The sequence below is a fragment of the Butyrivibrio sp. VCD2006 genome (assembly GCF_000423925.1).
Taxonomy (GTDB): domain Bacteria; phylum Bacillota; class Clostridia; order Lachnospirales; family Lachnospiraceae; genus Butyrivibrio.
This window is the reverse complement of the sequence record NZ_AUIX01000015.1, coordinates 36,075-60,603: the sequence shown is the minus strand read 5'-3', so window position 1 is coordinate 60,603 and position 24,529 is coordinate 36,075. Positions and strand designations below refer to the sequence as shown.

The window sequence follows — 24,529 nt, the reverse complement described above, 5'->3', positions numbered from 1 at the left end:
CGCACCTTTAGTAATTGTTGCACTAATAACTCTAAAACGATGTATCACCAAAATATTCCCTGCAATCTCTTAATCCTGCTTTTATAGCTTCGTCTAATTCGTTTTTAAGACTTTGACAATCCTCAGGAAGTTTTTCGTAATATTTTATTGCTTCTTCAAAAACACTTATTGCTTCCTCTTTGTTTCCAATAACCAAGGCCTTCCCGGGTATGCTGTATATGTCCTCAACCCAATAGCTCTCAAGAGCACTGTTGATCACCATTCTTACAATTTCTGTCCTAAGCTCATTCATTTTCCTCAGCTTTTTATCGTATTTACTATCATTCATATCCTGATATCTGCAAATTTTTATAAGCTGTCCGAAAATCTCAACAAGCCTTCCCGAAATATCTTTTATCCTATCAAGATCTTCCATCCAGTCATGCATAATCTTAACCGACTCCTGATATTCCTCTATCGACTGTGCAGCGGGAAGCTTTTCAAATATTTTATCCAGATCATATTCTTTGACGCAAATATTATCAGCAGCTTCGGATAAACTCATTATTTTGCTTCCCCGTATAAGAGCCCCTCCTTCAGTTGCATCGATAACATTCAGGTCCGGATACATAGCTATTTGTCGTTCAAAGAAATTTCGAAAATTAACCCACATATCACAAGTTTTAACCGGATTTCCATCTATTCCCTGAACCTCTCTGATTTCTGTATCGGGAACACCTTCTTCTATATCGTCAGCGTGGTGCTTTCCATCTAGATAAGCCAAATCCTGTCCTATCAGAATTATCGTTTTGATCCCCATAATTCTGCAGATACTAAAAGTGCTTCCTGCTACGTTACCTCCATGGTCAAAACCATTACCATTGTCGCATTTATCGCCAAGCAGCGCTTTTTCCCAATCATATCCGCAATAAAAAATACACCTCCCGTTGTACATTTTCTGTGTTTCCGTATTCAATTGATATGTACACAGCAAATTCTTATTACGAGCTACTTCAAAATCCAGATAAGCCGAAGACTTCTCAGCATCTACAGAAGCAATCAGATCAGGTTCAATTCCCCGCTCATCCAAAACGCTTAGCGATCTATCTGTACAAATAATCAATGCATGATTTTTGATTCTTTGCAAAACATCAACATTTTTCCTAAGTGATGGACCCGCAGACACTATTACTGCAGGTATATCTTCTGGTATCAATTTCATGAAATCTACAATCGTTGAGGATTTCCACATATGATTCCAGGAGTACATCTTACATCTAAGCGCATTACGTCCTCTGTTCCTTTGATAATTTCTAAGTGAGGTGGCATAGATGCGCATAGCGTCACACATACCTGAGAATTCTTTATTATCAGCATATCCCGGAGTAATAACACCTATTGTTTCCGGTCTGTAAGTTGCAACATCAAACAGCAATGCCTGCTGCATCCTGCTTCTCTGTTTATCAGTTATATACAGATTAACCCTCTGATCGGCAATAATATCCGAAATATCAAGAACCTTGCATATATATGAAAACAGTCCTTCTTCAGCTTCATATAAAAAGAAATTAGTATTTGGGCGCATATGCTTCATCAGTGCCCTTAAAAATACGCCCGTAGAAAACCCAAGGATAACAACCGAAGCATTTCTGTTAAGGACTTCATATTTTGATGCCCATACTCCAGCCTCATGAGAAGGTGAATACAAGCTATTCATCCTTACTCCACTGCCAGTTGTCTTATCTCTTACAAATAAAACAGCTTCATTATTTTTAGCTTTCTCCAGGAGATATATCTCGTTTTCTCCGGGATCTATTAACGGGTATTCCCCATATCTCTCGAAAAAGGCCCGAAAATTCTTGTCCCTTATGCTACTATTTGTACTAATAATTTTACCTTCGAAAGATCCACTCATATGCATATCCCGCTGATAAAAAATATCTACACTATATCGCAGACTTCTTTGCCGAATTATTAATTTGTACGTCAGCTATAACACGTGATAACATGTAATTATAAACTAATTACTGTATATTTGATTATATCATTAATGGAGCAGTTAGCATGGATTATTCTAAATACATCACCATTTTAAATGAAACAATACAGGCGGCCTGGAGAATGATTTGGTACGCTCAAAACAACTATCAAAAATACTCATCCTGGTGGATACGACGCACCTTTTCAATGATAAAAAACCACATATCTGAAATCTACACAATCGCCCATTCTCTGAATGAAAACTGTCCAAACGTCTCAACTTTGATATCCGGTATTGAACTGATTAATACTGCTCTTTCAGCCAATAACTACGAAATAAGTTCCAGTTGTATGGAATCGGTAATTATTCCGGTCATCACCTCTTATAAAAGCATTCTTGAAGCGCATTCATCAAATAATCAATGCCTTTTTACTGAAGACAGAACCTCCGTTGAAGGGAAGCTATCATCATTTACCGCCAAACTCAAAGAAAGCACTATTTCTCCTTCCCAAAAAATCCTCAGCGTAATCATCCCTTGCTATAATGCACAAAACTACATAAATGGCATATTGTCAGATTTATGCAATCAAACCATCGGCATAAATCCGCTGGAGATAATCCTCGTTGATGATGCCTCCACAGATGATACTCTTGAAGTTATAACCTCCTGGAAGAACGATTACCCGGAAAACATCTCCGTTATCCACCTTGATGAAAACGGACGCCAGGGACGTGCCAGAAATATAGCAGTCAAAAAGGCTACTACAGAATATGTATTGTTCCTTGATGCCGATGACTCAGTAACGGAAGACCTCTGCGAAGTCACTCTGGAAATCGCAGAAACAACAAACGTTGAAGTCGTATCTGTAGACCTTATTTCCCATAATATGGATGGTACCTATAGTGATCCCGAAGGATATAATGGAGAAACTGAGCACATAGCATTGGTTCAGGGGATTGAAGACCGCATTAAGCTATGGCACGAGGGTCTCCGAGGAAGCACCATAAGTAAACTATACCGTAAAAGCATTTTTGAAATGTATGATATTTCCTACCCGGAAAAAAAGTTATACGAAGACAACTATTTTGCAGTGCTTACCACTTTATCAATTCATAGCTATTACATTCTTGATAATGTCTGTTATATTTGGAATATGCATGAATCCTCATCCTCTCATAGGATGAATAATCTGTCTCATTTTGACAGAGTCGATGTTCTCGACTTACTGCTCAGAGAATTGAAAAAGCGAGGCATTTACTATGAATTAAAGTCCGAACTCGATAAATGGTTTCTGGATATATATTTCTTTGCCACGCTCCATATTGCATTTACCAGGTTTAATCCAGTCCCTTACGACAAGATGAATGAGTTTACGGCAAGATTTTGCAAACAATTTCCCGATATCAGATCTTCATCCCTATATTCCTCATTAGAATATAAATATCAGAGGGACTTTATTGACTTTGCCTTTTACAAACTTTCAAATGAAGACTGGGATTCACTACAGTCACAGTATCTAAGCATTATTGATAAGTAAATGTTTTGTTAATGCTTCATTAAGGCTTGCTGTATCCGAAGGTAAATGATCAAAAAATGTAATAAGATCCTCCAGCACAGGAATGCTCTCTTCATTATTCCTTAACATCAGATATTTAGAAGGCACTGAATACATATCCTCTATCCAGTACTCTTTAAGCATATCCCAGCAATCTGTACTGTATATGTCTTTTAGTAATGCCTCAAGCCTTACCAGCTTATTTTTCACCTTAATATCGGTAATATCCTGGTATTTGCAAATTTTGACCAAGGCTCTGCACAAATCCGATATCTCTACACTTTTTTGAGCAATCACAGAAAGTTCCTTAGACCATTCTTTCATGGTTATAGCTGCCTTTTGCAGCTCACTTTCGGATAAGCGTGGCAAATTCTTTATACACTCCCCGAGATCTAACGTTTTGTTGCAGATCATGTCAGCCACATCTCGAAGTCTCATTACCGTTGTACCCTCTATAAATGCGCCTCCTTCTGTTGCATCAATTACTCTAAGTTCAGTATTTAGCGCTATCTGCCTTTCGTAAAACTCTTTAAAAATCAGCCACATATCCAGGCTCTTAACATCCCCACCATCTATGCCCTTAACAGTACGAAGTTCTGCATTTGGTACACCTTCGTCAATCCCGTCTGCATGGTGCTGTTCTCCCGAAAATGCAAGATCCTGTCCGACGAGAACTATGTTTCTTATGCCTAGCATTCTACATGCCACAAAGCACCCTCCTGCAACGTTTCCGCCAAGGTCAAGACCCATCTTCCTGCTACCTGCCCTGTCACCAATAAGCTTGTTTTCGTAAGAAAGAGCATGCATATATATTATTCTGTTTGAAAACATTTCCTGAGTCGCAATATTGGTCTGATATGAGCATAGTAGCGGAACATTATCAAGAATATTCACTCGAAGATAATCTTCACTCTTCAGCGTATCAAACGAAGCAACCAGATCCGGTACTATTTCATGCTTATCAAGAACACTGGCCGCCCTGTCAGTGCAGATTATAATCGCATGATTCTTAATTCTTTTTAATTCCTCAACATTTCTTAGTAATGATGGTCCCGCAGCAACTATTACAGCATAAGTGTCATCTGGAACAAGTGTTTTAAGATCCGGCAGAAACGTAGCATTTTTTAAATGATTCCATGCGTATATTCTCGCCAGCAGCGCCGCTCTGCCTCTCTGTCTCAGATAATTCTCATTGGCTCTCATAATCCTTCGTGAAGCCTCACAGGCATCCTCGAATTCTCTACAAAAACCATAATAAGGAACTTTTATTGCAACAGCTTCTGATCTTGAAGCTGTAATATCATTACTTAATAATTCTGAATAAAACCTGTATTGATCCTTACTTACAAATAGAAAAACTCTGCCAAGTTCTATCAAATCAGTAAAGTCGATATATCCACACAAATATGAGAACATGTCCTCATTGGGCTCATAAACAAAAAAGCATGTGTCAGGCCTTAGCTTCTTAACAAGCGAACGTAAATATACTCCTGTTGAAACCCCAAGAAGTGCAATAGTAGCCCGCCTTTGTGAGACTACTATTCCCTCGCTCCATTTCATAGCTTCATATGAAGGATCATAGCTACTGTTCATTCTTAAATCAGAACCTTCGCATGCACCTTTTATATAGAGTATAGGTTCACCATTTTGGGCTTTCCCCATTCTGTATTTATCTTCCTCATTTTTAACAATTTCTGGTATTACGCCATATCTCTTGCTGAACGCATCGAAATTCTTTTTCCGGAGATTTTCATCAACCTTCGGAACAGATATAGCGTCATTAAGATTCGTCATGTTTCCCCCTCAACCGAATCCAAAAACATCTAACTTATTTAATCCATTCTTCTATTTCCCTGTTAAGGTCATGGTGAAGAATATCTGCTACAAGGATATAATCTCCCTGACCGTTTGCTTCTGCAAGTCTTGAAAAGTTTGTCTGCCATTCCTGCATTTGCAAAGAATGATCCGCATCCACTTTTCCGCTCTGAACCAATAACTCAGTAAATGTCACGAGCATTTTCATAACCGGTGCAACCATTTCAGGTCCTCCCGGTTTTCGCTGATATATAGTATCCGCAGCCTTTTCGTTATTCTTTATAACCTGTCTTCCCATGTCCTGTAACTGTCCCATATTTCCCTCTTTATTCACTAATTCTCAACATAATCTCCTTAAAATCAATGATCAGATCATCGTAAATACCTGCTTTTATACTTTCATCAAATGTGTATGTCTTAATACTATGATTTCCATTATCAAAATTGTACACTGTAATCATTTTATCATCCGGATTCACAATCCAATATTCACGTACACCCGCCTTTTCATATAAACTCAGTTTTCTCACATAATCATGGGTCGTATTACTTGGTGAAGCTATCTCAATAATCCAATCAGGTGCTCCGTTACATCGTTTTCCATCAAGCTTATCTCTGTCACACACCACAAAAATATCCGGTTGAACAATATCATCTTTTTTTTCATAAAGCTTAACATCAAAGGGCGCGTGAAACATTTCGCATTTTCCTTTTCTACTTCTTATATACTCAGCAATGCAAAACTCAAGCTCTCTGGATATCTCCTGATGAATCTGACTAGGTGATGCCATATCATAAAATTTTCCATCGATTAGTTCCACTCTGACATTATCTGGCAATGCATAATAATCATCTAATGTGTAGTGCTTTTCCCTTTCCATAGACGACGGCATAGGAACACCTCCAAATAGTCATACAATTCAAATAATATATAGACAATTATACCATGACTTGTAATTAATTGAAAAGAGCTCTCCCTTTCGGGAGAGCCCTTTCTATGGTTGTACCAAGTAATCTACTCGAAGTCTTCTTGCTAAAAGACTTAGCCAAGAAGTGAAAGAACACCCTGGTTGGACTGATTAGCCTGAGCAAGCATTGACTGACCTGCCTGAGCAAGAATATTATTCTTGCTGTAGCTAACCATCTCTTCAGCCATGTCTGTATCACGGATACGGGACTCAGCTGCCGTTGTATTCTCTACTACGTTGTCAACGTTCTTGATTGTGTGCTCCAATCTGTTCTGAACAGCTCCGAGTGCGGATCTCTGCTCTGATACAGTCTTGATAGCATCCTCAATAGCGTCAATTGCATATGTTGCTGCAACACCTGTGTCATCGATAACGTTCAGATCCTGGATACCAAGATTCTTAGCATTCATAACCTGTACGCCAACCATGATCTTATTGGTCATGTCTGCATCAGCACCAACGTGAAGCTGAAGACCAAGGTCTTTAGCAACCTGAGCTGTTGACTTGCTGATTGAGAACTGAACCTTTGTCTCGGATGTACGTCCGGTAACTGTGTTTTGTGCAACAGCTGTTACCTTAACATCACCGATCTTGTTGGAATCAACACCAATCTTGTTAGCCTGAAGAAGAGCATCCTTCATCTTAGCTATTGCTGAATTAACAACGATGTTCTTGGAAAGACTTGCATTAACTGCTGTACGGGAACTCTGCATGTCATTTCTCTTAACCTTTGCTCCGTCAACAATCATGCCCTTGATTTCATCTACAGTATACTCACTGTCACCAACCTTATATACTGTGGTTGTGTTATCATAACTGCTGGTGCCTCTCTTGTACTGTGTACCATTAATATCAACTGTACTGATATTCTGTGTTCCAATACCAGCCTGCAAAGCGCCAAGAGTATCAGTAGTATTATCATAGATATGATACTCTTTTCCAGCTATCTTCATATCTGAATCGTTGGTAATATAAGTTGTGAATTTAGCAGATGTTCCAAGATCTCCGAGCTTACCGTCAAGACCTGCATCATGAGCATTCATGTACTTGTTGTAGAATCCGGTGCCGCCCTTAAGAAGATATGTCTCGTTGAACTTTGTTGTCTCAGCTACGCGGTCAATTTCTGTTGTCAGCTGGCTAATCTCTGCCTGAATGGAATCACGGTCTGTATTAGAGTTTGTTCCGTTAGCAGCCTGAACTGCAAGCTCATTCATTCTCTGCAGCATATCGTGTACTTCTGTCAGTGCACCTTCTGCTGTCTGAACTGCGCTTACACCATCGTCTGCGTTGGTGGATGCACGATCAAGACCTTTGATCTGCTTTCTCATTTTTTCGGAAATTGAAAGACCTGCTGCATCATCTGCTGCACGGTTAATCTGATAACCGGATGAAAGCTTCTCTGCTCCCTTAGCCTGCTGGCTGGTTGTTACTCCGAGCATTCTGTTCGCGTTCATTGCTGATAAATTGTGTTGTACTACCATATGTTACCTCCTTGTTTGTGTACGCCGCAAATCCTTTTGCGGTAGTTATAAAAATGAATTTGTACCGATTCGGATACACATCTGAGCAGGTTCCTAGGCTACTTCTCAATGTCTATCCTACTATATAGTCATGTGCATCGATCTGCGTTCCGTGCCACAAACTACGTGCACCTTGACTTCTTACATTCATTATATCGGAAGGTTAATCATAAAGTTAACCCCTTTTAGCAAAATAATTCTAAATTATTTATAAACTATTAAAGTCGCCTCTAAAGTCACTGTAATTCTCACAAAACTTCGCTTATTCTATCCTCCATTCTCTTCATTTCCTGAAATTCTCCCATATCCAGGAATGACATCTCACTGATTGGATACATTCCCACCCGGCCACCATTTTTCATAAGATCCTCTGCCAGGTCTGTCATGTGATACATCTGATCTACAGGTATCATCTCGAAGCAATCAGGGTTAACCACATACATTCCGGTATTAACAAAATATGCAAGATGAGGTTTTTCGCGAATAGCCTTTACCATTCCCTCTTTCTCTGCATCAAGTACCCCGTACGGAATTGGGAAATTTTTAAGTGATGATACAATTGTAATCCCATTTTCAGCAGCTACATGGTGCTTAATTATACTGTCATAATTTGCATCGATCAGAATATCACAGTTTGTTACAATAACCGGTCTGTCAAACTTCTCCTGAATAAGCCTTATGCTTCCTGCCGTACCAAGAGGCTTATCCTCTTCGACATATTTTATCTCATAGGGCAGCTTTTGCTCAGTGAAATACGACTTAATCATTTCCTTCTTATAGTTAACTGTCAGGTAAAATGATTTGGCCCCATATTCATGGAAACGATTCATTATTCTCTCAAGTATAGGAATTTCGCCGATTGGAATAAGTGGCTTTGGCAATATCTTAGTGTAGGGATACAGTCTCGTTCCCTTGCCTCCGGCCATGATAATTATCGGCGTATCGGACAGGGATAAATCCGCCCCTTCCATATATCCGACTTCCTTCCTATCCCGAAATCTTATTTCAACTATTTTATTATCCTTGTCTAATATGGGAATTGACTTAAGAAGGGCGCTATCCATAAGAAAGTCACATTTATCTGCTTCCTCCTCATGCAAGCATCTTGTATGGGTGAAGGTTGCCGCCTCAACTCTTGCATTTAGATCCCCTGAATTCAGGATCCATCTCCTCACATCACCATCAGTAAGACTGCCAAACAAAGAACCGTCTTCATTAATTATATAGAGAATGTTTCTGGCATTCTTATCAATTTTCTGCATAGCTTCAATAATAGTAATATTTCTGGGCGCTATGTATTTTTCCAACTGTTCTCTGTTTTCATCCGGCATATTTTACCCCCTCAAGTAAAACGAAACCCTTGTCCGATATGATACGAATAAACTATTTCACTGTTCTTTCTCTTTCGCAATATCCTCTACTAGCTGAATGACAATATCCTTTGATAACCCTGTATTCTTAACAACATTATCCACACTATCGCCATCCTTTAAATAGTTTTTAGCTATATCTTTAGCAGCGTCCTCGTAGATCAAACACTCAACTTTTGTCATCATAAGTACCTCCTTAATGTGCCTGGCATCCTCTTGTCTGATAACTTTATCAGAGAAGACCATCAAACACTTTAAAATAAACACTACCTTTTTATCATCTTTTAGTCCTTTTGCAACCTCAATTACCCTTCTTATTGCTTTCTGCTTTCCTTCTCTATCTTTAAATGCAAGCGGATATACAATCAATTGCATCATATCTTCAGGAGATATATCTTCTCCTGTCTCAATCTTATCTAATATCGTCCCATAAACTTTCTCAGAATCAAGCTCTGATAAAAACGCTTCAGTAATTGTGAACTTCAAGCTATTCATGTCTATTTCAGGATTCGTGGTTCCTCTTACAACATCCGCTGTGTATATTACAATCATTCTTATCCTGGGAAATACTCCAAGATTATTATTCATTCCTGTAAAGCCATAAATAAAACCATCAAAATAATCTTTCCATTATTTTGATGGTCTTAAATAATTGCATTATGCACCAAATTAATCCCTATTACTATTGAGATAATCATAAATAGGATACTTTGTGACATATTCTTCTTTGCCCCATATGATCTCAATCTGAGCTGCCTTGCACGTATCAGTATTAATAAGGATAGGTGCATTAAGATTAACTGTCATCTGAGTAATGTCCTCAGGTACAGAAATAGTAACCAGCATAAGAAGATTCTTGTTTGTAAGAGGTTCCAAGAGCTCAACATCATCCTCTTTAATCTGAGGATTGTAATCAGGCTTTACCGAAAGAGGATCTATTACCGGAAGTGCAATATCAGGATCATCCATTGACTGCAAGTACCACACCGAACCAACAGGCTTATCCTTGTCGTGGATTAGTGCAAATTTTTGAAGTTGCGGAAAGCCTACAAGTCCAAAAGGCATTGTTAGTATCTTTTCATCCTCGATGTCTACTTCGCCAAAGATTCTGGTATTAAGTTTCATTGTTTTTCTCCCTTCTGAAAACCCTCATCCGTCGGCTTCGCCGACACCTTCTCCCAAAGGGAGAAGGCAAATACTATGCAACATTGCCTAATATTATTTCATAGAACATCAGTGCTTTGCTTCCTGTACCTTGAATCTGACCTGCCAAAATCTCTTTTCTTCTATCATTCTTCTGTAATCAAGGAGATTCTCCCGAATCACCTGCGGATCGTCAACCGGTGCTATCTGGTAACCCGGTATCACCGGAACAATCCCCGCTGCCATTGATGCCGTTATCGAATGGTCACCGCAGCTTATTATATATTCAGGTCTCACATCCTTTATAGTGCTCAGAATAATGTGCATCTCATCCTCAGATGGCATCCTGTCATCACATTGGAAATATGGTACCGACAAGCCTCTTACAAAAACATTATTAGCATTTGCAAGATACTGCATGGAATTATGACCTTCTATTCCAAACAGCGGAACCACATTTGAGACCGGTAAAAGATCGTTCGTATTAATAATAAATGTATTCTGACACATACTAACCATGATCTCCTGCGCGATGAGATTGGTCAAATGCGTCTCTTTATGCGTATCGGTAAGATACTGCTGTGTAAGTATGATTGTCTGGTCGGCTCTTCTCTGTGCAAGTTTAATAAAGCCTCCGACTTCTCCAAGCCTGCCCTGATAATATTTCTTACTTCTCTTGTAAATCTTATGAAATAATCTATCGGATTCTAATGTTATTATATACGGTTTTTGGTAAGAAAGATACCGCGCCTGCATTACCAGGAAAAATCTGTATCTCTCATCAATGCGCATTCCATCAATATAAGTAAGAAATTCAGTATAGAAATCCTTGCTATCCGTAAGTCTTACCATCAAATGAAGATATGCCACATGCCTTAACATATCAGGTGTCTCTTCATTAGGGAGGAAATAAACGCTCTTTCTGATTCTTTCAGCCAGCTCCCGCTTGCCCTCAGGTGAAAGAGCACCGCTTATGATCCTTGCCCCTATCTGAAGCATCTCATCAAAGCACTCTGTGATATCATCACATGATAGTATTTCAACTATTCTGTTTTCATATTCCTTTACAATCGGAAGTTCATTCACATTATCACCTAGTTCTTCGTATCATAGAACTGAGGCGGTGTAATCTTGGACTTGTTCATTGTAAGATAGTAATCAAGGGCTGCCTGCGAAGATTTTCGACTTTGATTTATCTGACCTTTTGATGAACTGAAATAGCTCTGTGCGAGCGCTTTATTGCGCTTTTCGCCTGCTTCTATAGAATTAGATAAATCCGTTATCTCCCTGATAAGATCCTGGAAAACCTTTATTTTATCCCGGTACTTATCCTTATTACCTTCCAGCTCCTTCTTTACTCTTTCATACAAGCTTTCAAATCCGCCATTTAGATTCTCAACCCGCCTGATCAGTTCGCCTTTGCGACTTATTGCTTCATCGAAGCCATTCCCATCAAATTCTTTCGTACTTTCAAGTATCTTTTTCTGAGTCTCATTTTCCTTTACGATTTCTTCCAAAACCGTAATTTTATCCCTGAGACTCTCCTCCATCATATCCAGGTATGATTCCGTCACGTTCTTTTCCCCACTTTCTTCATAGTAAATATCTTATTATGCCCCGGCTTGAACACTCTGCGGTGCAGGTGCCTGTCCTCTGGCAATCTTTATCGCCTCAGCCCAGGTATCTCGCATCGTATGAATGTGTTTATTCACCTCATTCATAATTTCAAGAGATTCATCCCTGTGAAGATCTGCTTCTACAAGTCTCTTCATAAGATAGTTATATACGTTCTCAAAATCCTTTGCTACGGGATATTTCATATCCAGAGTATTATTGAGATAGTCTATAATATTTTCCACCTTGAGAAGATATGTTGTAAATTTCTTCTCATCATTCTTCTCAAGTCCCATTATCGCAATATTGCAGAACTTTATGGCACCATCATAAAGCATCAGTGTAAGCTCCTCCGGCTTTGCCTGCTGGATCTTGGTATTCTGATACTGGTTCATCATATTGCTCTGTCTTGCGTAAGGATTTCTTGCTACCGGCATAACCTACCTCCGTGTGTTGTGTTGATAACCCTCATCCGTCAGCTTCGCTGACACCTTCCCCCTAAAAGGGGGAAGGCATTAGTTTAATCCATCAACTAGCCAATCAAGCTTGTTCATCAGCCTGTTCCAAGCATTCCGGCCAGGGAATTAGTCTGCTCATTTAGCTTAGTCATAGCCTTTTCCATCTGAGCAAACTTGTCATAGTACTTATCTTCCATCGCACCCAGTTTATCCTGTGCTTCCTTGAGCTGTGTCTTATAAGTATCAACCTGTTTTTTCATCTGCTTATCCTCATAAAGAGTATATGCACTTGAAAAATCAGTGGACTTCATGAGATCACCAAGCTTAGAATACATATCCTTAGATATATTTTTGAAGAAATTCCTTACCAGTTCAGGATCCTTCTCAATCATGGCCTTAAGACGATCTTCCTTACCACTGGTCTTTTCATCGTCCTCATCACCGTGAATATGCCACTTTGCTCTATCACCTTCTTCGGATTCAAAATAACCTAAAGTAGCAATTCTAAATGACCACATTGAAGTCTTTACTTCTTTCCCGGTAGACTCATCAATCTCTCCAAGGTCATAGGTATTCATCATGATATTCTTCATTTCTGACATAACTCTGAAAATTGTAGGATCTTTCGCAAGAAGACTCTCTTCTATCTTCTTGTTCCAATCCTCTATTTCATCATCTGTCATCTCATCCTTCTGCTCTTTTGTAAGGATATCATATTCCTTGGCATCGTCAGCATTGTATAAGGTATACATCTCTCCGATAAGGTCGTTATACTCACTAAGGAAATTCTTGACCATATCATAAATTCCACTGGTGTCATCAGCTGTCTGAAGGCTGATATTTTCAGCTACCTGCTTTGCCGTGATTGTAAGCCCATTGATCTCGAAGGTATTGTTCTTGGATGTATAATCAACTCCGTTAAGAGTAATTTCAGCATCACTGCCGCTCTGATATACAGCTCCGTCTCCAGCTTCGTAATCAAGCCCAAGCGCAGATATCGCCCTGGCATCACTAAAACTATAATCAATCGAGAAGCTATCTTCAGCTCCCGACGAGCTTGCACTCATGTAAACACGCCCCTGTGTTGCATCAAAGCTTGCATTTACACCAAGTCCGCTTTCACTTTTTGCTGTTTTAAACTTCTCAATAGCCTGAGCTACCGTCTCCGTACCCTCAAGCTGAATATCAATATATTCCCTGTTATCAATTATCTGACCTTGATCATTTACCTGAGGCGGATCCGGCAATTGTCCAAATCTTATTCGAATTTTCCCGTTTAGATTTTCATCAGATGGCGCATTTTCAGTTGAACTGAATCCTGAAAGACTTTCTAGCGTAGTCGTATTCCTTACGGAATCTCCTTCGGAAGCAGTTAGCTTCTTACCAGTAAGATATGCGCTGCTGGCAAGCTTGTTTACAGACATAGTCTGATTACTGTTCATAGCTGTGCTTGCTGTTGTAACACTTACGGCATCAGAATTTGATACACTTGTTGTCTTCTTTATATAGGATGAATCAAAACGCAGATTACTTAAGGTCTTGTTGTAGAAGTCCACAACCTTCTTGTTGAGTTCCTTCCACTTATCAAGCTTCATATCATGCTTTTTCTGATCACTCTTAATTTTGTCTACTTTTTTGGACTCTACTTTCGTAAGCTCTGTGATGATACTCTCAGTATCAAGTCCGGAAGCGAGTCCGGTTATTCTCATGGTCATATTGTGCTCCTTTCTTATTAAGGGATCATCTCCTAAGATGAGATTTCGCTTGCGAAATCTCTGCGCGCTCGCTGAATTGCGAAGCAATTATCTCCTTATCAGCGAGCTGTGCATCCCACGGAGTGCTCTTTTTCCCGGAGGGGAAAAGAGCGCAGACTACCCCTTGCACAGTTAAAACAGTCCTTCCAGAAGCCTTAATTAACCTCTTTCATCGACCATAAGACCAGCTAATTCCCACGCCTTTGCAATCATATCCAGAGTCTTCTCAGGCGGCAGTTCCTTTATGGTTTTACGTGTTGTTTTATCCACGATCTTTATAGTGATACGGTTTGTATCCTCGTGGATTCCGAACACTGCCTCAGAATTATTGAACATTTTCTTGTTCATCTCACTGATTGCATTCTTTATGCGTTCATTCTCAGCGTCAATCTGTTCCTTAGTCCTCTCCTGGCGGGTAGGCACATTACTATGCGCATTTTCCTGGACCTGAGCCTCTGCCTTAGCTGCCTGTGCAGCTGCGGCCTGACTGCTACTGGACTCAAGGGAAAAATCCGGTTTCTCCTGGCCCTGCCCGGTACCTCCTTCAGGGGATGTGACTACGCGCTCTGCTCTTTGAACATCTTGAATCTGACTTGCGCCTACGGCACCGACGTTACTAATTGCATCCATAGCCATCTCTCTCACCTCCTTGTGTTATTTTCAGTGGCTATCCTTTTCCACATTTGCTTATAAAGCATATCTATAAATAGTCATAGATATACTTATAGTTTCCTCTATCCATTATATCGGATGTAAATGTCAAACATTTAGGTTCTTATACTTTTTTAATAAAATATTTATACCCTGTAAATAATTGAAAGCCGCATATTACCTAAGAAAGAAGGCTCATGACCGACTCACTTGTTTTGTTAGCCTGAGCTAGCATCGCCTGTCCGGCTTGTGCCAAAATATTATCCTTGCTTAAAGCCACCATTTCATCTGCAATATCAGCATCACGCAGCCTGCTCTCAGCACTCGTGGTATTCTCAACTATATTGTCGAGATTCCTTATTGTGTGCTCCATCCTGTTTTGCACCGCACCGAGCTCGGATCTTTGCGATGAAACAATAGCTATTGCATCGTCTATTGCGTCTATAGCATAGGTCGCACTTATTCCAATATCATCCACAAGGTTCAAATTCTTAAGTCCCAATCCCTGCGTGCTCATGGCTTGTATATTAATGCCAATCTTATTATTCATATCAGCATCGGTTCCGGCATGAATATTGAGGTACATATCTTTCACCACACTCATGCTGCCCTTATCTATCTCAAATCTGACAAGTGAAAGAGTATTGTTGGGGTCCTCAATAAAATCTGCCGCCATTGTAACTCCATCAACAATTGCATTATTGTTTTTATCCTTAACAACTGCAGGAGAATCTGTAGCCCCTATGCTACTGGCTCTCTCCAGCTCCTTAGCGATAATCTTATAAGCTCTTCCCTCAGTAACAACAAAGTGATCATCATCGTCGTATCCATCATTATCTCTGTCCAGCATTAGTTTGTATGTGATGCCCTTAAAGGTTACTGTTCCGCCTCCCTGTATAACATCATCATCTCCTGCGCCGAGCGCAGAAACATCCGTCTGTTGATCCTCTCCGTAAGCAATGCATATAGCCTGCCTGAAATACTCTGTTTCAGCTGTATACTCAGCCCCATCAACACTTATTACCTTTCCGACAGTTGTGGAATCGTCGTATTCAGATGTTCCGTATCCATTTACTCTTGACTTAACTGTATTCAGATCATAATCCCGAAGGGCATATGTATTACCGTCTATGGAAACACTTGTAGTTGCCCGGTCACCTGCTCCGACACTTGCTCCGGATATATAACCTCTGACAGTAGATGCATTGTAATCTCTGACTGTAAAGCTGCTTGTACCGGAAGGTCCTGTTATAGAAACATTTGTCCCGAGACTTGTTGAAGATGCATTATTTATTTCGCTTTGAAGCTGTGAAACACTTTTAACTACCGATTCAGCAAGATATTTACCGCTTCCGTTCACAAGCACTTCCGTATTGTCAGCCACGGAAGCAAGCTGTGAACTGACAGATGCCGCATTATAATTTTGTACAGAGTATGTATTCGATCCGATTTTTACTGTGGAATTATTAGCAAGACTTCCTATTGCACTATTCATATTGCTCAGATTGATCTGCTGGGGAATTGCGGTAGAATCCACCGTATCACTATCACTTATCACCTGATATAAAGACATAGTATTTGCTGAAGCATCCGTTATCGTTATAATTGATGGAAGTGATTGTGAACTGAGATTACTTTGTATATTGCTTTTCGTCTCAGCTACTGCGCCACCACTTCTCAAAGTATATGTATTGCCACCAAAACTGATAGTGCTTGCCGAGAACGCCATATTGGCAATGTCACTTTTAAGTGTCGCAACATATCCGTTAGAATTTTTCAGATGATAAGTCGTGCCACCGATAGTAACATTATAGGTAGAACTGCCTATTCCATTTGCAATATTTCCTCTAAGCTCTGCTCTATATCCACCGCTAAGAAGTGTATATGTCCCATTATGCCCATTATTATCTCCTGAAATTGTGACAGAAGAAGTAGTACCGGTAACCATATTTGCAACTGTTCCGGCCGTCTTTGCAGTTCCATACCCATCTATAAGACTATATACTTCTGAATTCCCATCTATGCTGACTTTTCTTGTTGAGGAATTGATCTGGCCCGCGATTTCACTCGCCTGCTTCGCAGGCGCAACCTGTCCACCAGGACCTGTTGCAGGATCAATAATGTGATATGTAATATTGTCATTGATAACTACAGTATCGCCTGCAACCCCTGTTGTATTTATCGCATTCTGAACATCAGCCTTACCTGATCCTAAAGTATAGTTCCTCCCGGCAATCATGAACCCATCGCCTTCCTGCAGCCTTTTCATGACAAATGCTCCATGCCCGGGTCCATCTGTTGTGTTCGCAATCACGCCGGATAGCCCTGCATCATGGATGTTCACATATCTTTTTTCTGTTCCTGTTCCGCCCTTAAGTAAGTATTCCTCATTAAATTTCGTTGTTTCCGATACCCTGTCAATTTCAGTTAAAATCTGATCAACCTCAGCCTGTATAGCCTGTCTGTCGCCTCTTGAAAGTGTCTCATTCGCCGCCTGTATAGAAAGCTCACTCATTCTATGGAGCATATCATGCACTTCAGCAAGGGCACCCTCCGCGGTCTGAGCAAGCGATATTCCATCGTTGCTGTTTGTGGATCCGCGATCGAGTCCCCTGATCTGTCTTCTCATCTTTTCACTTATGGACAATCCTGCAGCATCATCTGATGCTCTGTTTATTCTGTACCCGGACGAGAGCTTCTCAGCTGTCTTTTTCTGCCTTGAAGCGGTCATTCCCAGCATCCTTGCTGCATTCATAGAAGCCAAACTGTGCTGAATGATCATGCTTCTACCCTTTCCCAAGGCGAATGGTTATAGTATCCATTCTCTATATCGACCAAAAGCAAAACTTATATTAGCTTAGGAAAAATCAACGAATTTATAACAAAAAAGAGAGCCTCACACCATTTTGGGTATGACAACTCTCTGTAACTTCGCATACAATAGCACTCTTTTAAGAATTATTTAAGCAGATCTGCCAATGCGGAAATTCCATCCGTATTTGTTGCAGCCTTGTTCTCCTCCTGGATCTGCAGATAAACCTCTTTTCTGTAGATCGGAACCTCCTTCGGTGCGGCAATTCCTACCTTCACCTGATCTCCCCTGATGTCTAAAATTGTAATCTCAATATTATTGTTAACGATGATAGACTCGTTCTTTTTTCTCGATAATGCTAACATAACTCTTCCTCTCTCTCCTTTTTTATACCGAACTCCTCACAGAAGTACCTCATTACGTTATTTTCCCTGAGCTGCTTCCTTCTGTTTCTGAAGATAATCATAAATAGGGTACTTAACAGGATAGTTATCATCGTCGATAATGATCTGACAAGCTTTGCAGCTACTCGAATTGATAATAATAGGTCCTTTAAGATTGACAGTCATCTTGGTTATATCCTGAGGGACAGTAACAGTTACGAGAACAAGAAGGTCCTCATCCTCGAGAGGTAGAATGTCCTTTATATTTTCCTCCGGAACCACAGGATTAAAATCCGGTTTAACATAAAGAGGATCCATAACCGGCATCGCAAAAACCGGGTCATCAAGTGACTGAAGCCATCTGATGGCATTAGATTCCTTATCTTTATCATGCATGAGCGCAAATTGCGTCATGTCCGGAAAACCAATAATACCCTTCGGAAACTCTATGATCTTGCTATCTTCAATCTCAATCTCTCCGAAAATTCTGGTTGTTAATTTCATTCTGGTACCCCTCCATATGAAAATACATCACTACTATTCATTGTATGCAAATATACGTTATTTAGCAAGCAGTTTAGATATAATTCATAAGTGTATCCTTACCTATCTTACCGGTTGCCATAAGGGCTGCCTGGTAAGTCAGCTGTGCGGTTGCAAGATTAGTTGCCGCCTCTGCAAGATCAGCATCCTCATTGTCAGACTGAAGTGTTTTAAAGGTCGTATTCTGGTCCTGAAGTCTTAAATTTATAAGCTCAAGTCTTTTACTTCTTGTTCCGTTATCGGTAACTGCCACATTAGCCTTATCAAGAGCCTCCTGAATACTTGTGATTTTGTGTTCAAACTCTTCCTGGATATTCTCTCTAAGATAATCATATGCTTTTTTACAAGCATCAATCTCATTCTTAACGATTCTTATCTCATCCTCATCCGTAAGAGATGAAAGTCTGTCTTTAAGAGTTTCCAATGTAGTATTTACAACATTGATCTTGGCTGCCAACTGACTTAAATCGTATACATTTCTTTTCATTGTTGTAGTGAAAACAGCTGAAGCTGTGGTATTTACTGTGATTTTCTGCGCATATCCAACATCATACTGAATATCGTGAGCAGCATTACCACCGTTGTAGATAACTCCATTGGAGTCCACACATCCAAACAGGTTCTGAGGTCTGATATCACCCTGCTCCCATTCTTTCTTGTCATACACTACATCTATAGTATTTGCATTACCGATGAAAGAAAGTGATGAAAGTTTCTCTGAAAGATAATCGTTTAAAAGTATTTCTCCTGTCTTCGCATTCAGATAGACCATGTTATTAAGAGTTTTTGAATACTCATTATAGGCCAAGTCCTCTTCGTCCTTCGTAGTATTTCCACTATTAAATTGAGATCTCAACGGTGCATATTCACCCTTCAGCTCTTTGTATGCCTTATCAATCTCGTCATCGGTTGATGTTGAGTAAAGAATGTGACCACTATCAATTCTGATTGTTGTCTCAGTATATGAGGAATGGATACTTCCATTGGCTGTTACCTGAAGAACTGTCTTGGTTGCATTTTCATAGTCATCCTCGTCAGTATCCTTCTCCAGCTTATAGGTTCCATCACCACTTACTGTTGCAACAAAGCCATTATCGACTTCCACCGTGTACTGCTGTCCAACAGGTCCCAGAAGCGGCATTGTAACCTCTGTATTTTCTCCATCTGAAAATGTAAGAGTAGTTACACTGGTCTCATGTCTTGATACAATTGCACTCTGAATTCCGGTAGGAATGTCGAACTGTCCATCTCCGTCATTATCTGTGAGAACGCCATCCTTACTAACCTCAAACTGATATAACTCATAAGTGGTAAGGTCCTCAACGTTGAGCAAATATCCTCTTTCAGGATGTGCTGCGCTGACAAGTTCAGCTGAATACCGATAGTTTCCTACTGTTACCGAATACTTATTTGAAAGAGGAACATATGCCTTCTGTTCCACACCTTCTTCGTTCAAAAAAGTAATATCAAAATAGGTGAGAGCGGTATCAGTAATTGAAGATGTTGCTTCCTGTTCAAGGTTTTCCCTGAACTTTAATTCCGCATATTTTCCGTCCTCCTCAGTGTAATCAAGATTATCATAAGAGAGTCTGACTCTTCCTATATCAATCTGTCTGATATCATCTTCCTTTGTCTCATAGACATAGTTCCCGGACACACCCTTATTAAGTACTGTTCCGGCATCGAGATACTGCGTATTTAATGTACGACAGGATCTGCTGACATCTAATGCATTGAACTCATCATTTATATCCGTGAAGTTCTCGGTTGTAGGCTCTCCGTATGAGAGTGCAGTGTCTGTTCTGAAACCTGTAAAAATATAGCGACCTGCATAATCAACATTTCCTGTTGAATAATACTCAGCTGAAAGAGCCTCAAGCTGCGTAACTATTGTATTAAGGTCAGACATTGTGAGATCCTTGTTGGCACCTCTGTTAGCCTGTTGGATTGCATCCGTGAGAACATCGGTAATCGTAGAAAGGGCATCCTCAGTTACATCCATCCAGCTCTTTGCATCTTTTGCATTTTTTTCATAGTATTGGTCGAGCTGTGAAACCGTTGATCTGAGTCTTAAAGCTCTGATAGCAATAACCGGGTCATCCGAAGGTCTCGCAATCTTTTTTCCGGTAGCCATCTGAGTGTTGACTTCATCCTCAGCCACCTTATTATTATTGATGTTGTAAAGTGAGTTGTTGTTCATTATCTTGTTGGTAATTCTCATGGTAAATCCTCTCGCCGGGTCTTTCTGAGTCCTTTCTGAAAAATTGCCCGATTAGCGAAGACTTATTGACCATCCCTGTCACGTCTGCCTTTTTATTCTGTTATCGTCATACACCTGTCTCAAGAATCAGTCTGTCGTAAACCTTTGACAGTGTATTTATCATTTTTGAATTAAGAGTGTAGCTGTGTTCGAACTGAACAAGGGCCGAAGCTTCTTCGTCTTCATCCACGCCCATTACGCTCAGCCTTTGATTTCCGATTGTCTTTTCAAGTGCGGTATAGGTTGACTCAAGAGTTTCTGAATTGCTGGTATTAAGTGCCACATCTCCAAGAACCTTATCAAGGAACTCTCCACTGGTGGCTCCTCTGAAAATATCTTCCTTTGAAAGGAACTCATTCAACATTTCAATATTCTTATACTCCGACTCACCTTCGGTAACATCCATCTTAGTTGCAAGAAGATCTGCATTACTTCTGAGTTCCCTTGTTACAACAAAGTTACCGGCTGTAACATCGTAGTAGCCTTTATTATTGGACAGGCTGGTCAGCTGCGGATATGAAAACTGTGCTTGTGAATCCAGCTCACTTGTACCGGTCAGGATGTACCTGCCCTCAATAGAGTCAGCGGTATACCCCTTCGCCATTATGTCGTTAACTCTTGCCGAAAAACGCCTTACCCATTCGTTCATCTGCTGCATGTAATAAGGAATTCCCTGATATTCGAAGCTTCCGCCTACTGACGCGGTTCTTTCCTTTGGAGGTGTAGTTGATCTGGTACTCTCAGCTGTAAGTACGAAAGTATATGTATCACCACCGTCATACTGCCAGTCCTCATAGGAATAAATCTTACTTGCCACTTCAATCTTTCCTGCCTGGGGAAGTGTGCACTTTGTCATATCCATAAGCTCCGGATTTGAAACCTTAATGGTAACTGTTGTAAGTCCGGTGTTCTTATTTTTTATCGAATCCACAACCTCTCCATTGAAGTAGAAGCCGTTATTTCCATCTCTCATATCAATGAGACCCTGAAGTTCACCGCCTATAAGCTTACTGTCAAGCTTAAACACATCCAGTCTGCTTGGATCATCGCCTTCCTTATAGTTTGTAGGTGCCCATTTGATATCATAAAGTCCGACCAGATCGCTTTGGTTGACATTTTCATTGGATTCTCTTGCTACGCATATCAGTTTTCTGTATGAATAGCTATCCAGGAGCTGCTGTCTTCCTGCTATATTTACAATAAGTCTTGTGGCACCGGTTTCACGCTCGGGATTGTTCACATCAACAACCTTTGTCTCGCTGACCTCTATATCCACTATTTTTGAGAGCTTATCCAAAAGCTCATCTCTTTGGTCTCTCAGCTCATTAGCCCTTGAGCCCTGCATTTCGATGATATTTATCTGTTCATTCAAGGAGCAAATCTGCTGCGCATATGAATTTATCGTATCGCAGTCCATTTTTATCTCCTGATTGATATCGTTCTGAAGCTGCTTTAGTGATTCCGACATATGATTAAAGTAGTCGGTTATCTGTGACAGAGATGATACAAAGGTAGCCTTAGCTTCAGTAGTTCCGGATGCCTTCATAACATCCTGCAGTGCTGACTGCATCTTTGCAAACAGACTTGAGAATCCTGTGATACCATCGTCCTTAAAATACTCCTGTGTCAGCTGATTGAAGTAATTTCTCTGAGTAACTCTTCCAAGCAGAGTCTCATTTGTTCTATACTTCACGTCATAGAACTCATCCCTTACTCGTTCTATCGCGATGGTATCCACACCCGCACCTGCGCATCCGTAGGATGTAAAGACGCGAAGCGCATCAGATGCCCTCTGATCAACCTTCTGTCTGCTATACTCATCAGTATTGGCATTGGCGATATTATTTGCTGTTGTGTTGAGTGCTGCGTTCGCCGCCCTAAGTCCCGATGCAGCTATGTTTAATCCGAAAAATGTTGAAGGCATATGGTAATCCTTTCTAATGAGTTATGAGCCAAGTGCTGTCACTACATGCTCAAGCATCTCTCCTACTACATTTATATATCTGCTGGAGGCATTAAATGCATTCTGGAACTTGATCATGTACTCAAGCTCTTCATCACTTGATACTCCAACTATCTGCTCTCTTGCATTTTCTACTGCAGCAACTGTGATTTCCTGATTGGATCTGATTCCCTTATACACGTCACCCGACGTTGCAACCTGTGATACAAGCATGTTGTAATACCCTACAAAATCCGTCTTAGTCGCTACATTGGGGTTTATGAGATATTGTGCTGTAGTAAAAGCTGTTTTTAAATTCTCGACTGTGGTGTTGTCTTCACTTCCGTCTTCAAGAATGAACTTCATGGCAGTTGGCTCTTCTAAATAAATCGAATTAACCGCCAGATTTGTGATGATGTATTCCTTTCTGACTGTTCCTGCTTTATGATTTTCATCGATGTCGTAGTTAAGGCAATCCTCTTCGTCCATAACCTTGAAAAGATCATAGTCGGAAGTTTTTCCATCTACCTCACCAAGTGTAACTGGGTTACTTCCGGCTTCCCTGTATACCTGGTTGATAGCGGTACAGATATTCTTGATCATCTGATCGAACTCTGCCTCTACATTCATGATTACTGACTGTGCGATGTTTTGATTGTAATAAGCTCCTGTTCCGTCTTCTGTGATGTCATGGTAGTTAGCGTGATGATCACCTCTTGCCAAAAGAGTTGACCTGAGTTCACCTATATCAGTATTCATTGCCGTTGATATTGTCTTAGTAAGGTCAAAAACTTTAGCGCCTCTGATATCTGTAACTACCCATTCTTCCTGGACTTCGTCGTACTCTTTTTTCGCTGCAAACTCCCAATAAGGAGTATTATATCCAACAGGGCTTCCACCCTTGTCTGAAGTAAGCACGTTATCACATGCCATATGATTTACATGATCTGTTGTAACAAACTGTGTTCCCTCGAACTGAACAAGTACATTTCCAAAAATATCTTCATAGTAGCTGATTTTTCCAAGTTCTCCGAGCTGGTCGAGAAGAAGATTTCTCTCGTCTCTAAGATCGTTTGCATGTTCCTGCTGCCCTGATTCTATCTCAACGATCTGAAGGTTAAGCTCGCTTATTCTGTCACCTATCTTGTTGATCTGCTCAACGAGATCAGCCACCTTAAGATTCATGTTGTCCTGATAATTCGTAAAGCCCTCATAAACACTGTTCGCTCTTGTTATGAATTCATTTGCTCTTGTTACAAGAGTGCTCTGATTTACGGCTGAGGTAGGATTCTTACTCATCTCCTGAACAGCGACCCAGAGATTACTCAAAGAATCAGCGAACTCTGTTCCGTTCATCTCCTGAAGCTGATCTTCTATCTCTTCAAGAGTAGTAACAGAAACGTCATAAAAAGCCTCTCTTCCGGTCTCCTGCCTGTAGCTCTGATCCAGGAAAAGACTCCTTACCTGCTTACAGTTGTTGTAAGCAACGCCGAGTCCGGTCTGCTTCCACGATATAACTCTGAAATCCTTTTCAGTGGTGATATAGGGGCGAGTGCCCTGCGAAACCTGTTGCCTTGTATAGCCTTCCGTGTCTATATTGGCCATATTGTGAGCTGTGGTATTCAGTGCATTGTTAGATACCTGAAGTCCGGATGCTCCAATATATAAACTTCCCATTAAAGATGCCATTTAAATACCTCGAATATATGTATATGGGCCAATTATCAATTGTTTTCATATTGTTTATCGGCATAATACGCATATTTCTTAGGCGCATATA

The 24,529-nt window shown here is 40.4% G+C and carries 20 protein-coding genes; 1 reads left to right on the top strand and 19 read right to left on the bottom strand.

Translation table 11 applies throughout. The features are described from left to right. Positions 1-31: 31 nt before the first annotated feature. Positions 32-1,894 carry a motility associated factor glycosyltransferase family protein gene (locus G586_RS0106980; protein WP_026527185.1) on the bottom strand — a complete coding sequence of 621 codons (1,863 nt, stop codon included), beginning with the start codon at positions 1,892-1,894 and terminating at the stop codon, positions 32-34. A 149-nt stretch (positions 1,895-2,043) separates the two neighbouring features. Here G586_RS0106980 and G586_RS24750 point away from each other — a divergent pair, with 149 nt between their 5' ends. Beyond that, positions 2,044-3,498 (top strand): glycosyltransferase family 2 protein, encoded by a 1,455-nt coding sequence (locus tag G586_RS24750; RefSeq protein ID WP_026527184.1) that lies wholly within the window; start codon positions 2,044-2,046, stop codon positions 3,496-3,498. Here G586_RS24750 and G586_RS0106970 read toward each other — a convergent pair. From G586_RS0106970 to flgK (G586_RS0106885), 18 genes are all read right to left on the bottom strand, one after another. After that, positions 3,478-5,310, bottom strand: a complete 1,833-nt coding sequence (locus G586_RS0106970) for a motility associated factor glycosyltransferase family protein (protein ID WP_026527183.1) — start codon at positions 5,308-5,310, stop codon at positions 3,478-3,480. The genes G586_RS24750 and G586_RS0106970 overlap by 21 nt on opposite strands. A 34-nt stretch (positions 5,311-5,344) precedes the next feature. Then, positions 5,345-5,647 (bottom strand): hypothetical protein, encoded by a 303-nt coding sequence (locus G586_RS0106965; RefSeq protein WP_155834046.1) that lies wholly within the window; start codon positions 5,645-5,647, stop codon positions 5,345-5,347. 10 nt (positions 5,648-5,657) lie between these two features. Further along, positions 5,658-6,224 carry a Uma2 family endonuclease gene (locus tag G586_RS0106960; protein ID WP_026527181.1) on the bottom strand — a complete coding sequence of 189 codons (567 nt, stop codon included), beginning with the start codon at positions 6,222-6,224 and terminating at the stop codon, positions 5,658-5,660. A gap of 149 nt (positions 6,225-6,373) precedes the next feature. Further along, positions 6,374-7,780, bottom strand: a complete 1,407-nt coding sequence (locus G586_RS0106955) for a flagellin N-terminal helical domain-containing protein (RefSeq protein WP_026527180.1) — start codon at positions 7,778-7,780, stop codon at positions 6,374-6,376. Between the two features lie 287 nt (positions 7,781-8,067). Continuing rightward, positions 8,068-9,150, bottom strand: coding sequence for a nucleotidyltransferase family protein (locus G586_RS0106950; protein ID WP_051204621.1), 1,083 nt, complete (start codon positions 9,148-9,150; stop codon positions 8,068-8,070). Between the two features lie 57 nt (positions 9,151-9,207). Continuing rightward, on the bottom strand, positions 9,208-9,777 hold the full coding sequence (locus tag G586_RS0106945) for a hypothetical protein (protein ID WP_155834045.1): 570 nt from the start codon (positions 9,775-9,777) through the stop codon (positions 9,208-9,210). An 81-nt stretch (positions 9,778-9,858) separates the two neighbouring features. Continuing rightward, on the bottom strand, positions 9,859-10,314 hold the full coding sequence (gene fliW, locus G586_RS0106940; protein ID WP_026527177.1) for a flagellar assembly protein FliW: 456 nt from the start codon (positions 10,312-10,314) through the stop codon (positions 9,859-9,861). A gap of 108 nt (positions 10,315-10,422) precedes the next feature. Next, positions 10,423-11,418, bottom strand: a complete 996-nt coding sequence (locus G586_RS0106935) for a hypothetical protein (RefSeq protein ID WP_026527176.1) — start codon at positions 11,416-11,418, stop codon at positions 10,423-10,425. A gap of 8 nt (positions 11,419-11,426) precedes the next feature. Next, complete coding sequence (locus tag G586_RS0106930) at positions 11,427-11,885, bottom strand: flagellar protein FliT (RefSeq protein ID WP_196811555.1); 459 nt, start codon at positions 11,883-11,885, stop codon at positions 11,427-11,429. Positions 11,886-11,942: 57 nt separating this feature from the next. After that, the gene (gene fliS / locus G586_RS22050) at positions 11,943-12,383 is read right to left on the bottom strand and encodes a flagellar export chaperone FliS (RefSeq protein ID WP_242831980.1); all 441 of its coding nucleotides are present in this window, start codon (positions 12,381-12,383) and stop codon (positions 11,943-11,945) included. Positions 12,384-12,499: 116 nt separating this feature from the next. Then, entirely contained in the window at positions 12,500-14,119 is a 1,620-nt protein-coding gene (gene fliD, locus G586_RS0106920) for a flagellar filament capping protein FliD (RefSeq protein ID WP_155834044.1), read from the bottom strand. 198 nt (positions 14,120-14,317) lie between these two features. Beyond that, positions 14,318-14,794: a flagellar protein FlaG gene (locus G586_RS0106915; RefSeq protein WP_026527173.1), complete on the bottom strand. Its 477-nt coding sequence runs from the start codon at positions 14,792-14,794 to the stop codon at positions 14,318-14,320. 196 nt (positions 14,795-14,990) lie between these two features. Continuing rightward, positions 14,991-17,591, bottom strand: coding sequence for a flagellin N-terminal helical domain-containing protein (locus G586_RS27360; RefSeq protein WP_026527172.1), 2,601 nt, complete (start codon positions 17,589-17,591; stop codon positions 14,991-14,993). Between the two features lie 176 nt (positions 17,592-17,767). Beyond that, positions 17,768-17,986 carry a carbon storage regulator CsrA gene (gene csrA / locus G586_RS0106905; RefSeq protein WP_026527171.1) on the bottom strand — a complete coding sequence of 73 codons (219 nt, stop codon included), beginning with the start codon at positions 17,984-17,986 and terminating at the stop codon, positions 17,768-17,770. Between the two features lie 57 nt (positions 17,987-18,043). Continuing rightward, positions 18,044-18,508: a flagellar assembly protein FliW gene (gene fliW / locus G586_RS0106900; RefSeq protein WP_026527170.1), complete on the bottom strand. Its 465-nt coding sequence runs from the start codon at positions 18,506-18,508 to the stop codon at positions 18,044-18,046. Positions 18,509-18,581: 73 nt separating this feature from the next. Beyond that, a complete protein-coding gene (locus G586_RS24745) occupies positions 18,582-20,768 on the bottom strand; it encodes a flagellin N-terminal helical domain-containing protein (protein WP_051204620.1) in 2,187 nt (728 codons plus the stop codon). Between the two features lie 106 nt (positions 20,769-20,874). Beyond that, on the bottom strand, positions 20,875-22,731 hold the full coding sequence (gene flgK / locus G586_RS24740; RefSeq protein WP_026527169.1) for a flagellar hook-associated protein FlgK: 1,857 nt from the start codon (positions 22,729-22,731) through the stop codon (positions 20,875-20,877). 21 nt (positions 22,732-22,752) lie between these two features. Next, positions 22,753-24,438 (bottom strand): flagellar hook-associated protein FlgK, encoded by a 1,686-nt coding sequence (flgK, locus tag G586_RS0106885; RefSeq protein WP_026527168.1) that lies wholly within the window; start codon positions 24,436-24,438, stop codon positions 22,753-22,755. Positions 24,439-24,529 lie beyond the last annotated feature (91 nt).

What these genes read in the sequence shown, in the direction of transcription:
- G586_RS0106915 (WP_026527173.1), bottom strand. Translation starts at nt 14,794, where the DNA reads ATGGCTATGGATGCAATTAGTAACGTCGGTGCCGTAGGCGCAAGTCAG.
- fliS (WP_242831980.1), bottom strand. Translation starts at nt 12,383, where the DNA reads ATGCCGGTAGCAAGAAATCCTTACGCAAGACAGAGCAATATGATGAAC.
- G586_RS24750 (WP_026527184.1), top strand. Translation starts at nt 2,044, where the DNA reads ATGGATTATTCTAAATACATCACCATTTTAAATGAAACAATACAGGCG.
- flgK (WP_026527169.1), bottom strand. Translation starts at nt 22,731, where the DNA reads ATGCCTTCAACATTTTTCGGATTAAACATAGCTGCATCGGGACTTAGG.
- fliW (WP_026527177.1), bottom strand. Translation starts at nt 10,314, where the DNA reads ATGAAACTTAATACCAGAATCTTTGGCGAAGTAGACATCGAGGATGAA.
- G586_RS0106980 (WP_026527185.1), bottom strand. Translation starts at nt 1,894, where the DNA reads ATGAGTGGATCTTTCGAAGGTAAAATTATTAGTACAAATAGTAGCATA.
- G586_RS0106955 (WP_026527180.1), bottom strand. Translation starts at nt 7,780, where the DNA reads ATGGTAGTACAACACAATTTATCAGCAATGAACGCGAACAGAATGCTC.
- csrA (WP_026527171.1), bottom strand. Translation starts at nt 17,986, where the DNA reads ATGTTAGCATTATCGAGAAAAAAGAACGAGTCTATCATCGTTAACAAT.
- flgK (WP_026527168.1), bottom strand. Translation starts at nt 24,438, where the DNA reads ATGGCATCTTTAATGGGAAGTTTATATATTGGAGCATCCGGACTTCAG.
- G586_RS0106930 (WP_196811555.1), bottom strand. Translation starts at nt 11,885, where the DNA reads ATGATGGAGGAGAGTCTCAGGGATAAAATTACGGTTTTGGAAGAAATC.
- G586_RS0106945 (WP_155834045.1), bottom strand. Translation starts at nt 9,777, where the DNA reads ATGAATAATAATCTTGGAGTATTTCCCAGGATAAGAATGATTGTAATA.
- G586_RS27360 (WP_026527172.1), bottom strand. Translation starts at nt 17,591, where the DNA reads ATGATCATTCAGCACAGTTTGGCTTCTATGAATGCAGCAAGGATGCTG.
- fliD (WP_155834044.1), bottom strand. Translation starts at nt 14,119, where the DNA reads ATGACCATGAGAATAACCGGACTCGCTTCCGGACTTGATACTGAGAGT.
- fliW (WP_026527170.1), bottom strand. Translation starts at nt 18,508, where the DNA reads ATGAAATTAACAACCAGAATTTTCGGAGAGATTGAGATTGAAGATAGC.
- G586_RS0106970 (WP_026527183.1), bottom strand. Translation starts at nt 5,310, where the DNA reads ATGACGAATCTTAATGACGCTATATCTGTTCCGAAGGTTGATGAAAAT.
- G586_RS0106950 (WP_051204621.1), bottom strand. Translation starts at nt 9,150, where the DNA reads ATGCCGGATGAAAACAGAGAACAGTTGGAAAAATACATAGCGCCCAGA.
- G586_RS0106960 (WP_026527181.1), bottom strand. Translation starts at nt 6,224, where the DNA reads ATGCCGTCGTCTATGGAAAGGGAAAAGCACTACACATTAGATGATTAT.
- G586_RS0106965 (WP_155834046.1), bottom strand. Translation starts at nt 5,647, where the DNA reads ATGGGACAGTTACAGGACATGGGAAGACAGGTTATAAAGAATAACGAA.
- G586_RS24745 (WP_051204620.1), bottom strand. Translation starts at nt 20,768, where the DNA reads ATGAGAATTACCAACAAGATAATGAACAACAACTCACTTTACAACATC.